The 13,821-nt window shown below is 65.7% G+C and carries 10 protein-coding genes; 3 read left to right on the top strand and 7 right to left on the bottom strand.

Annotated elements, in window-relative coordinates:
* Positions 1–83 precede the first annotated feature (83 nt).
* A complete protein-coding gene (locus tag QLQ83_RS12530; protein ID WP_282735854.1) occupies positions 84–1,076 on the top strand; it encodes a DUF1853 family protein in 993 nt (330 codons plus the stop codon).
* Between the two features lie 96 nt (positions 1,077–1,172).
* Here the strand turns inward: QLQ83_RS12530 and cysS are convergent, their stop codons facing one another.
* Together cysS and QLQ83_RS12520 are read right to left on the bottom strand one after the other, a co-directional pair.
* Positions 1,173–2,594: a cysteine--tRNA ligase gene (gene cysS, locus QLQ83_RS12525; RefSeq protein ID WP_282735853.1), complete on the bottom strand. Its 1,422-nt coding sequence runs from the start codon at positions 2,592–2,594 to the stop codon at positions 1,173–1,175.
* A gap of 1 nt (position 2,595) precedes the next feature.
* Positions 2,596–4,293, bottom strand: a complete 1,698-nt coding sequence (locus QLQ83_RS12520; protein ID WP_282735852.1) for a glutamine--tRNA ligase/YqeY domain fusion protein — start codon at positions 4,291–4,293, stop codon at positions 2,596–2,598.
* Between the two features lie 335 nt (positions 4,294–4,628).
* Between QLQ83_RS12520 and QLQ83_RS12515 the strand changes: the two genes are divergently transcribed.
* Positions 4,629–5,135 (top strand): peptidylprolyl isomerase, encoded by a 507-nt coding sequence (locus tag QLQ83_RS12515; protein WP_282735851.1) that lies wholly within the window; start codon positions 4,629–4,631, stop codon positions 5,133–5,135.
* An 85-nt stretch (positions 5,136–5,220) separates the two neighbouring features.
* Complete coding sequence (locus QLQ83_RS12510; RefSeq protein ID WP_282735850.1) at positions 5,221–5,982, top strand: UDP-2,3-diacylglucosamine diphosphatase; 762 nt, start codon at positions 5,221–5,223, stop codon at positions 5,980–5,982.
* 177 nt (positions 5,983–6,159) lie between these two features.
* On the opposite strand, the gene QLQ83_RS12505 is transcribed toward QLQ83_RS12510, so the two are convergent.
* The 5 genes from QLQ83_RS12505 to clpX all read right to left on the bottom strand — a co-directional run bounded on the left by QLQ83_RS12505 (position 6,160) and on the right by clpX (position 13,702).
* A complete protein-coding gene (locus QLQ83_RS12505) occupies positions 6,160–7,185 on the bottom strand; it encodes a CobW family GTP-binding protein (RefSeq protein WP_282735849.1) in 1,026 nt (341 codons plus the stop codon).
* 197 nt (positions 7,186–7,382) lie between these two features.
* Positions 7,383–9,200, bottom strand: a complete 1,818-nt coding sequence (locus tag QLQ83_RS12500) for a SurA N-terminal domain-containing protein (protein WP_282735848.1) — start codon at positions 9,198–9,200, stop codon at positions 7,383–7,385.
* A 183-nt stretch (positions 9,201–9,383) separates the two neighbouring features.
* On the bottom strand, positions 9,384–9,656 hold the full coding sequence (locus tag QLQ83_RS12495) for an HU family DNA-binding protein (protein ID WP_106231210.1): 273 nt from the start codon (positions 9,654–9,656) through the stop codon (positions 9,384–9,386).
* A 178-nt stretch (positions 9,657–9,834) separates the two neighbouring features.
* Positions 9,835–12,243 (bottom strand): endopeptidase La, encoded by a 2,409-nt coding sequence (gene lon, locus QLQ83_RS12490; protein WP_282735847.1) that lies wholly within the window; start codon positions 12,241–12,243, stop codon positions 9,835–9,837.
* Between the two features lie 178 nt (positions 12,244–12,421).
* Positions 12,422–13,702, bottom strand: coding sequence for an ATP-dependent Clp protease ATP-binding subunit ClpX (gene clpX, locus QLQ83_RS12485; RefSeq protein ID WP_282735846.1), 1,281 nt, complete (start codon positions 13,700–13,702; stop codon positions 12,422–12,424).
* Between the last annotated feature and the right edge of the window lie 119 nt (positions 13,703–13,821).

Below are 13,821 nucleotides of genomic sequence, written 5' to 3'. Positions count from 1 at the left end.
CCGGTTCCTTGTGAATGTATCCTGAGTATAAGGCCTGTACAGCTTCCCTGTCAGACCCCCCTTTCCAACGTCAGGACATCAGCATGACCCTACCCGGGAGTCGACTCCTAGACCACTGCCACCATCCGCTGGTGCGTGACCTGGCGTGGATCCTGCTGGCCCCTGACCTGATCGCGATGCCCTGGCCGGGGCGCCCCTCGCGTGGCGAACTGGGCCTGGGCGATGACAGCCTGCTGGCGGCCTGGCTGGATGCCCTGGAAGCGGCACCCGACGCGCTGGAGGATCACCTGGCACCGGCGCTCAAGGGGCGCATGGGGCTCTATCATGAACGACTCTGGCAGTTCCTGCTCGACGAGGCGCCCGGCACCCGACTGCTGGCCCACAACCTGCGCATCCACCAGGGCAAGCGCACCCTGGGCGAGCTGGACCTGCTCTATTGTCGACGCCACGCTCCCGGCCCGGTGCACCTGGAAGTCGCCATCAAGTTCTACCTGGGCCTGCCCCAGGGGCCGGGAGCGGCGGACAGCCAGGCTCGCTGGATCGGGCCGGGCGGAGCCGACAGCCTGGCCGCCAAGCGCGAACACCTGCATCGCCATCAACTCAGGCTCGCCGGCTCCCCCGAGGCCCGCGAGATCCTGACGCAGCTGCTGTCGCCCCACTCGGCGCCGGGACTGGACGGGCCAGCGCCCGCCCTGGCCGCACGGCTAGCGATCCCGGGGGTACTTTTCTATCCCTGGCATTCCCCCCTGCCGGCCCCACGTGAGGCCACGCCCGCCCACCTGCAGGGTCGCTGGCTGTTCGCCCGTGACTGGCAACGGCTGCGCGACGGCCTGCCCCGGGATACCCGAGGCGCCTGGCTGCACAAGCCCCACTGGCTCGCCCTGCCCCGTCGCGAGGCACTGCTGCCGCTCCGGGACCTGGAGGCCAGGCTGGCCCAGCACTTCAACGCGCCGGCCTCCCCCGTCCAGGTGGCCCTGTGGCACCCCGACATGGGCTGGCACCGGGTGTTCGTGGTCGACGATGACTGGCCCCGGCAGATCCCCTTGCCGCCCTATACGAGCGTCTCACCGACATGAGCGACAGGCTGCTCCAGGCGCATGCCGTCGTGAGCGTAAAACGCCCGGCCCTCCTTGCGGCGGGCCGGGCGTACTCGAGGCGCTGGTCAGGGAGCGTCAGCCTTCGGGCTTCTCGAACACCCAGCTAGTGCCCTCGCGGGCATCCTTGAGGATGATGCCGAGTGCCGCCAGCTCATCGCGAATGGCGTCGGCGGCAGCGAAGTCCCTGGCCTTCTTGGCCGCGGCCCGCGCGTCGATCTTCGCCTGAATCTCGTCCTCCGAGAGCGGCAGATCACCAGCCCCGCCCTTGAGGAAGGCAACCGGGTCCTGCTGCAGCAGCCCCAGGATGCCCCCCAGGCGCTTGAGCTCGGCAGCCAACGCCGGCGCCTGCTCGGGCGCCTCCTTCCTGGCGCGGTTCAGCTCGCGGGCCAGGTCGAAGAGCACTGACAGCGCCTCGGGGGTGTTGAAGTCGTCGTCCATCGCCGCGGTAAAACGCGCATCGAAGCGGCCATCCACCTTCCCTTCCTCGGAGTCGGCGCCGTCAAGGGCCAGACCTTCGAGCGACAGTCCTTCAAGTGAGTTGTAGAAGCGCTCCAGCGACTTGCGCGCCTCGGCCAGCGACTCCGGCGCGTAGTTGATCGGGCTGCGGTAGTGGCTGGCCACCAGCAGGTAGCGCACCACCTCGGGGTCGTGATGCTCGAGCACCTCGCGAATGGTGAAGAAGTTGCCCAGCGACTTGGACATCTTCTCGTGGTTCACCCGCACCGCCCCGGCGTGCATCCAGGTATTGACGTAGGCATGGCCGGTCGCCGCTTCGCTCTGGGCGATCTCGTTCTCGTGGTGGGGGAACATCAGGTCCGGCCCGCCCCCGTGGATGTCGAAGGTCTCGCCCAGGCAGCAGGTGGACATCGCCGAACACTCGATGTGCCAGCCGGGCCGCCCCTCGCCCCAGGGCGAGGGCCAGCTGGCCTCGCCGGGCTTGGCCGCCTTCCACAGCACGAAGTCCAGCGGGTCCTCCTTGTGCTCGTCCACCTCGATGCGGGCGCCGGCACGCATCTCGTCGGGGTCACGGTTGCTCAGCCGGCCATAGCCCTCGAAGCGACGCACCCGGTAGTAGACGTCGCCGTTGTCGGCGGCGTAAGCGTAGCCCTTGCCGATCAAGGTCTCGATCATGGCGATGATCTCGCCGATATGCCGGGTGGCGCGGGGCTCACGATCCGGGGGAAGCACGCCCAGGCGTGCCTCGTCCTCGTGCATGGCTTCGATCATGCGCTCGGTGAGCGAAGTGATCGACTCGCCGTTCTCCTCGGCGCGCCGGAGGATCTTGTCGTCGATATCGGTGACGTTGCGCACATAGGTGACGTCATAGCCCCGCGCACGCAGGTAGCGGGTAATGACATCGAAGGCCACCATCACCCGCGCGTGACCCAGGTGGCAGAAGTCGTAGACCGTCATGCCGCAGACATACATGCGCACCTTGCCCGGGTCGATGGGCGTGAAGGGCTCCTTGCGGCGGGTCAGCGTGTTGTAGATCTGCATGTCAGCCCTTCTTCTTGTCCTGTTCCTTCTTCTGCATTCGGGCCCAGCTGTCCTTGAGGCCCACGGTGCGGTTGAACACCAGGCGGTCGCCGCGGCTGGCATGGCGGTCGGCGCAGAAGTAGCCGACCCGCTCGAACTGGAAGCGGCTTTCCGGGTCGGCTCCCGCCAGGCTCGGCTCGCCGATGGCCTGCACGGTCAGCAGCGACTCGGGGTTGAGGTGCTCGAGGAAGTCGGCATCCTTGTCCTTGTCGGGCTGCTCCTCGAGGAAGAGGTTGTCGTAGAGCCGCACCTCCATGGGTACCCCGTGTTCGGCGCTGACCCAATGGATCACGCCCTTCACCTTGCGCCCCTCGGGGTTCTTGCCGAGCGTGTCGAAGTCCACAGAGCAGCGCAGTTCGTTGATCTCACCGGCGGCGTCCTTGACCACCTCGTCGCAGCGAATCACATAGCTGTTGCGCAGGCGCACCTCCTTGCCCGGTGCCAGGCGGAAGAACTTCTTGGGCGGCTCCTCCATGAAGTCATCCTGGTCGATGACGATCTCGCGAGTGAACGGCACCTTGCGCACCGCCATGTCCTCGCGGGCCGGGTGGCCGGGCACCTCATAGACCTCCTCGAAGTCCTCCGGCACGTTGGTCAGCACGACCTTCAGCGGCTTGAGCACGACCATGGCGCGAGGGGCGTTGTCCTCGAGGTCCGAGCGAATGGCATGATAGAGCATGGCGATATCCACCAGGCCGCCATCGGCTCGGGTGACGCCGATCATCTCGCAGAACTTGCGGATCGAGGCCGGCGTGTAGCCACGACGCCGCATGCCGGAGATGGTCGGCAGGCGCGGGTCATCCCAGCCGTCGACGATGCCCTCGTCCACCAGCAGCTTGAGCTTTCGCTTGGAGGTCAGGGTGTAGTTGAGGTTGAGCCGGGCGAACTCGATCTGGCGCGGCTTCGCCGGCACCGGCAGATTGTCCAGGAACCACTCGTAGAGCGGCCGATGATCCTCGAACTCCAGGGTGCAGATCGAGTGGGTCACGCCCTCGATGGCATCCGACTGGCCATGGGTGAAGTCGTAGGAGGGGTAGATCTTCCACTTGTCGCCGGTCTGGTGGTGGCTAGCGTGACGGATGCGGTAGAGGATCGGGTCGCGCAGGTTGATGTTCGGCGCGGCCATGTCGATCTTCGCCCGCAGCACCTTCTCGCCCTCGGCGAACTCGCCGGTACGCATGCGCTCGAGCAGGTCGAGGTTCTCGTCCGGGCTGCGCTCGCGATAGGGACTCGGCTTGCCCGCCTCGGTCAGGGTCCCGCGGTACTCGCGGATCTCGTCTGGCGAGAGGTCGTCGACATAGGCCTTGCCCTCGCGCACCAGGTGCTGTGCCCAGGCATAGAGCTGGTCGAAATAGTCCGAGGCGAAGCGCACCGGACCCGCCCACTCGAAGCCCAGCCAGTGAACGTCCGACTTGATGGCGTCGATGTAGGCCTGCTCCTCCTTGGCCGGGTTGGTGTCGTCGAAGCGCAGATGACAGTCGCCACCGAAGTGCTCGGCGAGCCCGAAATTCAGACAGATCGACTTGGCATGGCCGATATGCAGAAAGCCGTTGGGCTCCGGCGGGAAGCGGGTGACGATCTTCCCGCTACGGCCGGCCTCGATCTCCTCGCGGATCTGGTTGCGGATGAAATTCGGCGCGCTGGTGGTGTCGGTGGACATGTCGGAAAAAACGACCTCTGGTTGAAGGTGCGGGCCTGGCGGCGCGAGCATGACGGGCCTTGGGCTATTGGGTGGCAGTGCCTCAGCGAGGGGCGCCGGGGGCAGGCCGAAGAGGAGGTCCTACGCCAGGGATGGCGTCGGTAGCGCCCAGGGAGGGGTTCACAGCGCCTCCTCGCAGGCCTGCCGCCGGATCAGCCCCGAGTGGCGCCTAACATCGACACTAGCTCCAGACAGCCCCCACGCTCGCTTCGCGCATCGCAGCAAAAACGGTATTATAGCGCCACAGCCATGGGCAACGCCAAGGCAACTCCCCTTTACCGCACAGGAACTTATCGATGATCGTACTGCAGACCAATTTCGGCGACATCACCGTCGAGCTCTACCAAGAGAAGGCACCCAAGACCGCCGCCAACTTCGAGCAGTACGTCCGCGACGGCTTCTATGACGGCACCCTCTTCCACCGTGTGATCCCCGGCTTCATGGTCCAGGGCGGCGGCTTCGACACCGACTTCAACCAGAAGCCGACGCGGGACCCGATCGAGAACGAGGCCGACAACGGCCTGAAGAACACCACCGGCACCCTGGCCATGGCCCGCACCCAGGACCCGCACTCGGCCACCGCGCAGTTCTTCATCAATGTCGCCGACAACGACTTCCTCAACCACAGCGGCAAGAATGTTCAGGGCTGGGGCTACTGCGTGTTCGGCGAGGTGGTCGAGGGCATGGACGTGGTCGAGAAGATCAAGGCCGTGCCCACCACCCGTCGCGGCATGCATGCCGACGTGCCCGCCGAGGACGTGGTCATCCAGAAGGCCTACGTGAAGGACGAGCCGGAGGCCTGATCCTCGCCCGCCTCGCCACCACGCTTGCCCGACATTCCCGACCGAGGCGGGCGTGCTTCGTTTCACCGTCTGAACAGGGCCACTCATGACCACCCTGCTGATTTCCGACCTGCACCTGCACCCCGGCGCTCCCGAGATCACCGAGGGGTTTCTGAAGTGGCTGAACGAGCGCGCACGTGGTTGTGATGCCCTCTTTATCCTCGGCGACTTCTTCGAGGCATGGATCGGCGACGACCTGCTCGACCTGGGCGAGCATGACCCCACCGGCAACGCCGCCCTGGCGGCCCGCATCGCCGCCGCCCTGAAGCGCCTGGCCGACGGCGGCACGGCCATCTACCTGATGCACGGCAACCGAGACTTCCTCCTGGGTGAGCGCTTCGCCAGTGAAGCCGGTGCCACCCTGCTGCCGGACCCCAGCGTGGTTGCGCTCGGCGGACAAAGGGTGCTGCTGATGCATGGCGACAGCCTCTGCACCCGCGACGAGGCCTACCAGGCCTTTCGCGCCCAGGCACGCAACCCGCTATGGCAAGAGCAGGTGTTGTCGATGCCCATCCAGGACCGAATCGCTCTGGCCAGGCAGCTACGCGACCAGTCCGGGGAGGCCAACTCCAACAAGGCCGAGGACATCATGGACGTGACCCCGGGCGAGGTGGTGAAGGTGATGGCCGAGCACGGCGTCACGACGCTGATCCACGGCCATACCCACCGCCCCGCGGTGCATGAGATAGAAGTCGACGGCCAGCCGGCCAAGCGCTTTGTGCTGGGCGACTGGCAGCCCGACAAGGGCTGGGAGATCGTCGTCGAGAACGGCAGTGAGCCGCGGCTTCAGGCGTTAACGCTCTCCTGAATCGCGCTGCAAGCAGTGCTCCTACACGACAGCACATGCTCGGGTGGGGAGTTGTAGGAGCCGTGCTTGCACGGCGAATGGTGTGGCTCTTTATCCCCTCCCCGTGTATGCATGACTCTCACAGCATCGCGCTGCAAGTCGAGACGTCGAACCGAGCGCTTCCACAGTCCTGGAATCTCAGCGATTTGCCAGGCAGCCCGCCAACTCGAGTTCCAGCACCTTGGCGTCAGGCAGGTGGCCCGCCTCGCCGATCAGCTCCAGCCGCGAGTCCCGCCGCCAGGCTGTGCCGGTCAGACTGACCGTGCCATCGGCGCGGTTATAGAGCTTCCAGCCATCTGCCGTATGCAGCACCCCCTTGACGCGCAGATTCGCGGGCAACTCGCCCAGAAGCCGGGTGACGCGATCCAGTTCGAAGAGATCGGCGGCATGCCAGCGCCACCCCAGGGTGGCATGACCCAGCGAGGCACCCTCCTCCCGAAGCGGCCTGCCGGGTTCCGGCTCGCGAAGCTCGACGCCTTCCAGCATCAGCGTCGCCGCCGCCGGACGGGCCGCCTGGTGAGCGGACGAGGCAGCGCCGGTCGACCCCGCATGCCGGCGGCTTTCCAGCAGCCGAGAGAGCGGCAGCGCCCCATGGGGCGCCTCCGCGATCCAGCGCTTGACCGGCCAGAAATCGCTCAGCCAGGACTGGGCCGCCTTGAGTTGATCGGGGGTTGCCAGGTCGGTCATGGTCAAGGCTACCCCGTCGGCCATGGCCAGCTGGTCGAGGAAGGTCTCGTGATGCCGAGCACGTGAATCGTCCAGGCGACGGGGGTCGAGCAACGCGATGATGTCCCGGACGTCCAGGACCCCATCGAAGCCCTCGCCGCGCAGCACGTCCAGCAGCCCGGCGGGATGACCGAGCCCCGAGGGCTCGATGATCAGCCGATCCGGCCGGTGCCGATGCAGCAGGTTGACCAGGGAGGCCTGCAGCACGAAGGCCAGCTGGCAGCAGAGGCAACCGCCCGGCAACCCCTTGACCACGAGGTCGTCGCGCTCGGCGAACATCGCCTGGTCGATCCCAACCCTTCCGAACTCGTTGATCACCACCGCCCAGCGCTCCCCGTCGGGCTTCTGCTCGATCAGCCGGCGGATCAGGGTGCTCTTGCCACTCCCCAGGAAACCGGTAACCAGGTGGACAGGCACATTAGCCAGGGGCGCGGACATGGATAGCCTCCGGGGGCGGGAATAATGTTATAGAATAACATATTGCACCAAGGGGCAAGGGGCAAGGGGCAAGGGGCAAGGGGCAAGGGGCAAGGGGCAAGGGGCAAGGGGCAAGGCAGTATCAACAAACGCAAAAGGAGCAAGCCAAGGGGTTTCCTTGTTGCTTGCTCCTTGTGCCTTGCGGCTGGCCGTAAGCCTCAGCGACGAATCTCGGCTTCCTCGCGCAGGTCGTCGAGCAGCCCCTGGATGGCCGCCTGGGCCCTCAGACGCTCGGCCATGCGGGCCACGAAGGACTCGATCTGTTCGTTGGGCTCGCCGGCCTCGACCTCGTCCAGGGCGATCAGCATCACGCGCTCGCCGTCCACCGCATGACCGTAGACCGGCGCGTCGTCCTCGGGGTGCGGCAGGCGGAAGGCCGCCTCGATCAACGCATCAGAAAGGTTGGTGTCACCCTGGCGGCTAATGGTCTCGGCCTGCTGCCACTCGATCTCCAGGGATTCGCCAGCGCGAAGTCGCTCGACACGTTCGGCGGCCAGCTCGACCAGTGCCTCGCGGGTCTTCTCCCGACGCACCGCCGCCTCGACCTCGTCACGCACCTCGTCCAGCGGCAGCGTGGTCGCCTCGCGATGCTCGGCCACCCGCAGAACAAGGCGACGGTCCTCGTCGAGCTCGATCACCTCACTGTTGTAGCCCTCCTCCAGCACATCGCCACTGAAGGCCTGGTCCATCACGCCCGGCTCGGAGAGGACGCCGTCGGCGCCGTCGCGACCGACCCAGTCGCTCTGCTGCAGCTCCAGTTCCAGGTCCTCGGCGACGCTTTCCAGGTCCTCGGCGGCGAAGCTGTCATCGATCAGGCGCTGGGCCTTCTCGTTGAAGGCATCGGTGACCTGCTCGCGGGCCAGCTGACGCCGCAGCTGGTCGCGGCTCTCCTCGAAGGCGGGACGGTCCAGCTCGGTGACCTTGACCAGGTGCAGGCCGTTATCGGTCTCGACGACCTCGGACACCTCGCCCTCGCCCAGGGAGAAGGCCGCCTCCTCGAATTCCTCACCGAAGAAGCCGCGGGAGATGACGCCCAGGTCACCGCCGTCATCGCTGGTGGAGGTGTCCTCGGACACCTCGGCGGCCAGTTCGGCGAACGTCTCGCCCTCGGCGAGGCGCTCCTGTACCTGCTCGAGAAGGGCCTCGGCCTCCTCGCGGCCACGCGCGTCCCCGAACGTGACCATGATGTGGGACACTCGGCGATCGGCCTCGGCGGCGCCCTCTTCCCAGGCCTCGCGCAGGGCTTCCTCGCTGATCTCGGCCTCCTCGGCCATCTGCTGGCGATCGAGGACCACATAGTTAAGCCTGACCTGCTCGGGACGCCGGTAATCCGACTCGTGGGCGGCGTAGTAGTCCTCCAGGGCCTGTTCATCGACCTCGGGCGGCGTCTCCAGGTCCTCCGGTACCAGGGCATGGTGGCGGAAGCTGCGGGTCTGGCGCTGCAGAGCGGCCAGGCGCTCTCGCTCCTCCTCCAGGGTGAAGTCGCTCACCGCCAGGCCCTGCTGGAGCTGCTGGCGTTTCACGTCGACGCTGAGCTGCTGGCGGAACGAGAGCGGCGTGAAGCCGGCACTGGAGAGACGGTTGCGGAACAGGTCCCGGTCGAAGCGGCCGTTGGCGTCCTGAAATTCCGGCAGGTTCACGATCAGCTGGTCGAGCTGCTCCTCGGAGACATGCAGGCCACCCTCCTCGGCATACTGGGTCAGCAGGCGATCGGTGATCAGCATGTCGAGCATCTCCGCCCTCAGGGCACGCTCCTGCTCGGGCGGGACCTGCCCGCTGCGAATCGCTCGCTGGACTTCCATCTCCAGTTGCTGACGGGTAATCGGCTCGCCATTGACCTCGGCGACCTCGTCGCCACTGTTGCCCAGCAGCCCGACCAGCGATTCAACGCCGAAAAGCGCCATGGTCACGACCACGGCACCGATGATGATCTTCGCGCCCCAGCTCCTGGAGCGGTCACGAATACTTTGCAGCATGCAGGCCTCTGCGGATCAAGTGAGTCAGGTCGCGCCACATTATACGCATCACGGGGCATCACGCGACGCCGGCAGCGGTGAAGGTGGCCGAAATAAGGGGACCAAAAAAAAGAACAGGCGCACCGCCGGGGCGATGCGCCTGTTATGGAATCAACCGTCAGCGGTGCGGCAGGCGCCGTCGACTCAGTTGACGGAGTCCTTGAGCGCCTTGCCGGCCTTGAAGCTGGGCACCTTGGCAGCGCTGATCTCGATCGGCTGACCGGTCTGCGGGTTACGGCCGGTGCGGGCGGCACGCTCCTTCACCTGAAAGGTACCGAAGCCCACCAGGGAAACGCTGTCACCCTTCTTCAGGCTGTCGGTCACGGTCTCGACCATGGCATCCAGCGCACGAGAAGCCGCTGCCTTGGGAATGTCGGCAGACGCGGCAATGGCTTCGATCAGCTCGGATTTGTTCACACTTCACCCCTTGACGTTTTCGTAAATTGGCTCTAATCGGCGAGACGTTCGGCTGACTGACGCGATCACAGCATGGCGGTAGTTTATAGCAATGCGGTGAAAGACCTGTCAAGCAACCTTCCCTGCCAAGCCCCGCCATACCGGGATTCCAGCCCCGGCATGGCGAGAAAAATTATCGTTAGTGCGTACTGACCATCGACGCCGAGGAGGTGGAATCTTCCGTTCGGGGATCTTCCTTTTTCGGCGCCGGCTTGTCGGCCAGAGCCACCTCCAGGACATCATCGATCCAGCGAACCGGCCGAATATCGAGGGCATCCTTGATATTGTCCGGAACCTCCTTGAGGTCGCGGCGGTTCTCCTCGGGTATTAGCACTGTCTTTATACCACCGCGCCTGGCGGCCAGCAATTTCTCCTTCAGCCCGCCGATCGGCAACACCTCGCCGCGCAGGTTGACCTCGCCGGTCATGGCCACGTCGCAGCGCACCGGACGCCCGGTATAGGCCGAGACCATGGCCGTGACCATGGCGATGCCCGCGCTGGGACCGTCCTTGGGCGTGGCGCCCTCGGGCACGTGGATATGCAGGTCCTCCTTCTCGAAGCGCTCCGGGTCGATGCCCAGCGCCAGGGCCCGGGCGCGCACCACCGTCTGGGCCGCGCTCACCGACTCCTTCATCACGTCGCCGAGCGAGCCGGTCTTGTCCAGGCGCCCCTTGCCGGGTGTGATCACCGACTCGATGTTGAGCAGTTCGCCACCCACCGAGGTCCAGGCCAGGCCGGTCACCCGACCGACCTGGTCCTCCTGGTCGGCCAGTCCGTAGCTGTAGCGACGCACGCCGGCATAGGGCTCGATGTCGACGGCCGCAAGCAGCACCGGTGCCTGAGCCCCCTCCTGGCTCTCCTTCTCGAGGCGCTCGCGCAGCACCTTGCGGCACACCTTGGCGATCTGGCGCTCCAGCTCGCGGACCCCGGCCTCGCGGCTGTAGTAGCGGATCAGCTCGAGCAGCGCGTCGTCGGAGAACGACAGCTCGTCCTCCTTGAAGCCGTTGGCCTTGAGCTGCTTGGGCACCAGGTAACGACGGGCAATGGCCAGCTTCTCGTCCTCGGTGTAGCCCGGCAGGCGGATGACCTCCATGCGGTCGAGCAGCGGACCGGGGATGTTCATCGAGTTGGCCGTGCAGATGAACAGCGTCTCGGAGAGGTCGTAGTCCAGCTCCAGGTAGTGGTCGCTGAAGGTGTCGTTCTGCTCCGGGTCCAGCACCTCGAGTAGCGCCGAGGAAGGGTCGCCACGGTGGTCCATGCCGATCTTGTCGACCTCGTCGAGCAGGAACAGCGGGTTCTTGACCCCGGCCTTGGCCATGCGCTGGACCATCTTGCCGGGCAGCGAGCCGATATAGGTGCGACGATGGCCACGAATCTCGGACTCGTCGCGCACGCCGCCGAGCGCCAGGCGCACGTACTTGCGGTTGGTGGCCCGGGCGATGGACTGCCCCAGCGAGGTCTTGCCCACCCCCGGCGGCCCCACCAGGCAGAGCACCGGGCCCTTGAGCTTCTTGACCCGCTTGTGCACCGCGAGGTACTCGAGGATGCGCGCCTTGACCTCGTCGAGGCCGTAGTGGTCCTCGTCGAGCACCTTCTGGGCATGCACCAGGTCATGCTTGATGCGGGTGCGCTTCTTCCACGGCACCGCCACCAGCCAGTCCAGGTAGGAGCGCACCACCGTGGCCTCGGCGGAGTTCGGCGACATCATCTTCAGCTTGCCCAGTTCCTGGAGCGCCTTGTCGCGGGCCTCCTTGGGCATGCCGGATTCCTCGATGGCCTTCTCGTACTTCTCGGCCTCGTTGGGCACGTTCTCGAGCTCGCCCATCTCCTTCTGGATGGCCTTCATCTGCTCGTTGAGATAGTACTCGCGCTGGGACTTCTCCATCTGGTCCTTGACCCGCGAGCGGATGCGCTTCTCCACCTGCAGCAGGTCGATCTCGGACTCGATCAGCGCCATCAGGTGCTCGATGCGATCGCGCACCCGGTCCATCTCCAGCAGCTGCTGCTTGTCGTCGATCTTCAGCGAGAGGTGGGCACAGATGGTATCCACCAGGCGGCTGGGGTCCTCGATGCCGGAGAGCGAGTTGAGTACCTCGTTGGGCACCTTCTTCGACATCTTCACGTACTGCTCGAACTGGTTGAGCAGCACCCGCACCAGGGCCTCCTGCTCGCGCTCGCTGAGCGGCTCGCTCTCGCGCAGGCTCACCTCGGCGCGACTGTAACCGCCATCGACGGCGACGATCTCGCGGATATCGGCCCGGGACTCGCCCTCGATCAGTACCTTGACGGTGCCGTCGGGCAGCTTGAGCAGCTGCATGATCTCGGCCACGGTGCCGATAGCGAACATGTCCTCGTTATCGGGGTCGTCCTTGCTGGCCTCGCGCTGGGCCACCAGCAGGACGCGCTTGTCGGCCGCCATCGCGGCCTCGAGCGCCTGGATCGACTTCTCGCGACCGACGAACAGCGGGATGACCATCTGCGGATAGACGACCACGTCGCGCAGTGGCAAAAGGGGCAGACTCAAGGTCTGTTCGGCGTTCTGCTGCATCGCAGACGTTCCTCACACGAAATCGGATGGATACCCAAGGAGTGGGGGCGAACCGGCGGCATTGCAAGGCGACACGCGCCGGCGCGCAAAAGAAGGGGAGCGGTCCATCACCCGAGATGCCGGCTGGGCACCTCGCGGATGAAGCCGCTCCCTCTCAGGGCGTCTTGCGCCCGCTGGTTCAGCCGTCGGTGCCGTCGACCCGCTGCGCCTCCTGCTGGGAGTAGATCAACAGCGGTTCGCTCTCGCCGCTGATGACCGAGGCGTCGATCACCACCTTGGATACGCCTTCCAGGGAGGGAATCTCGTACATGGTATCGAGCAGGACAGACTCGAGGATCGAGCGCAGGCCGCGGGCGCCGGTCTTGCGCGCCATGGCCTTGCCGGCCACCGCCCGCAGGGCATCCTCGCGGAACTCCAACTCCACGCCCTCCATCTCGAACAGCCGAGCATACTGCTTGATCAGCGAGTTCTTCGGCTCGGTGAGGATCTGGATCAGGGCGTCCTCGGTGAGCTCGGTGAGCGTCGCGATCACCGGCAGGCGACCGACGAACTCGGGGATCAGGCCGAACTTGACCAGGTCCTCGGGCTCAACGTCGAGCAGCAGGTCACCCACGCCCTTGGTCTCGTCCTTGCTCTTGACCACGGCGTTGAAGCCGATGCCGCCCTTCTCGGCGCGATCACGGATCACCTTGTCCAGGCCGGCGAAGGCGCCGCCGACGATGAACAGGATGTTGCCGGTGTCGACCTGCAGGAACTCCTGCTGGGGATGCTTGCGTCCGCCCTGGGGCGGCACCGAGGCGGTGGTGCCCTCGATCAGCTTCAGCAGCGCCTGCTGCACGCCCTCGCCCGAGACGTCACGGGTGATGGACGGGTTGTCCGACTTACGAGAGATCTTGTCGATCTCGTCGATGTAGACGATACCGCGCTGGGCCTTCTCCACATCGTAGTCGCACTTCTGCAGCAGCTTCTGGATGATGTTCTCGACATCCTCGCCGACGTAGCCCGCCTCGGTGAGGGTGGTGGCGTCGGCGATGGTGAAGGGCACATTGAGCAGGCGCGCCAGGGTCTCGGCCAGCAGGGTCTTGCCGCTGCCGGTGGGACCGATCAGCAGGATGTTCGACTTGCCAAGCTCGACGTCGTCGTCCTTGGCGCCGAAGCGCAGGCGCTTGTAGTGGTTATAGACCGCCACCGACAGCACCATCTTGGCGCGGTCCTGGCCGATCACGTAGTCATCGAGGGTGTGACGAATCTCGCGGGGAGCGGGCAGACGCTCCTCGTCGGTCTCGGCATCGGCATCGAGCACCTCCTCGCGAATGATGTCGTTGCAGAGGTCGACACACTCATCGCAGATATACACGGACGGGCCGGCAATCAGCTTGCGTACTTCATTCTGGTTCTTCCCGCAGAACGAGCAGTAGAGCAGCTTGCCGCCTTCGTCCTTGCCTTTGCCGTCGGCCATTCGCGTACCTCTTTCATAGTGACGCCCCCACAGTATGGCTCATGAGGCGTCGGGTTCACCACGGCGGTCTCGGCCGCCGGGAAACGTCTTAGTGCATGAAGGTCACTCGGGTGAAATTC

It is taken from the genome of Halomonas rhizosphaerae, assembly GCF_030010555.1.
Taxonomy (GTDB): Bacteria; Pseudomonadota; Gammaproteobacteria; order Pseudomonadales; family Halomonadaceae; genus Halomonas; species Halomonas rhizosphaerae.
The sequence above is the reverse complement of the archived record's forward strand: the minus strand, read 5'-3'. Positions and strand labels throughout refer to the sequence as shown.

What these genes read in the sequence shown, in the direction of transcription:
- QLQ83_RS12530 (WP_282735854.1), top strand. Translation starts at nt 84, where the DNA reads ATGACCCTACCCGGGAGTCGACTCCTAGACCACTGCCACCATCCGCTG.
- cysS (WP_282735853.1), bottom strand. Translation starts at nt 2,594, where the DNA reads ATGCAGATCTACAACACGCTGACCCGCCGCAAGGAGCCCTTCACGCCC.
- QLQ83_RS12520 (WP_282735852.1), bottom strand. Translation starts at nt 4,293, where the DNA reads ATGTCCACCGACACCACCAGCGCGCCGAATTTCATCCGCAACCAGATC.
- QLQ83_RS12515 (WP_282735851.1), top strand. Translation starts at nt 4,629, where the DNA reads ATGATCGTACTGCAGACCAATTTCGGCGACATCACCGTCGAGCTCTAC.
- QLQ83_RS12510 (WP_282735850.1), top strand. Translation starts at nt 5,221, where the DNA reads ATGACCACCCTGCTGATTTCCGACCTGCACCTGCACCCCGGCGCTCCC.
- QLQ83_RS12505 (WP_282735849.1), bottom strand. Translation starts at nt 7,185, where the DNA reads ATGTCCGCGCCCCTGGCTAATGTGCCTGTCCACCTGGTTACCGGTTTC.
- QLQ83_RS12500 (WP_282735848.1), bottom strand. Translation starts at nt 9,200, where the DNA reads ATGCTGCAAAGTATTCGTGACCGCTCCAGGAGCTGGGGCGCGAAGATC.
- lon (WP_282735847.1), bottom strand. Translation starts at nt 12,243, where the DNA reads ATGCAGCAGAACGCCGAACAGACCTTGAGTCTGCCCCTTTTGCCACTG.
- clpX (WP_282735846.1), bottom strand. Translation starts at nt 13,702, where the DNA reads ATGGCCGACGGCAAAGGCAAGGACGAAGGCGGCAAGCTGCTCTACTGC.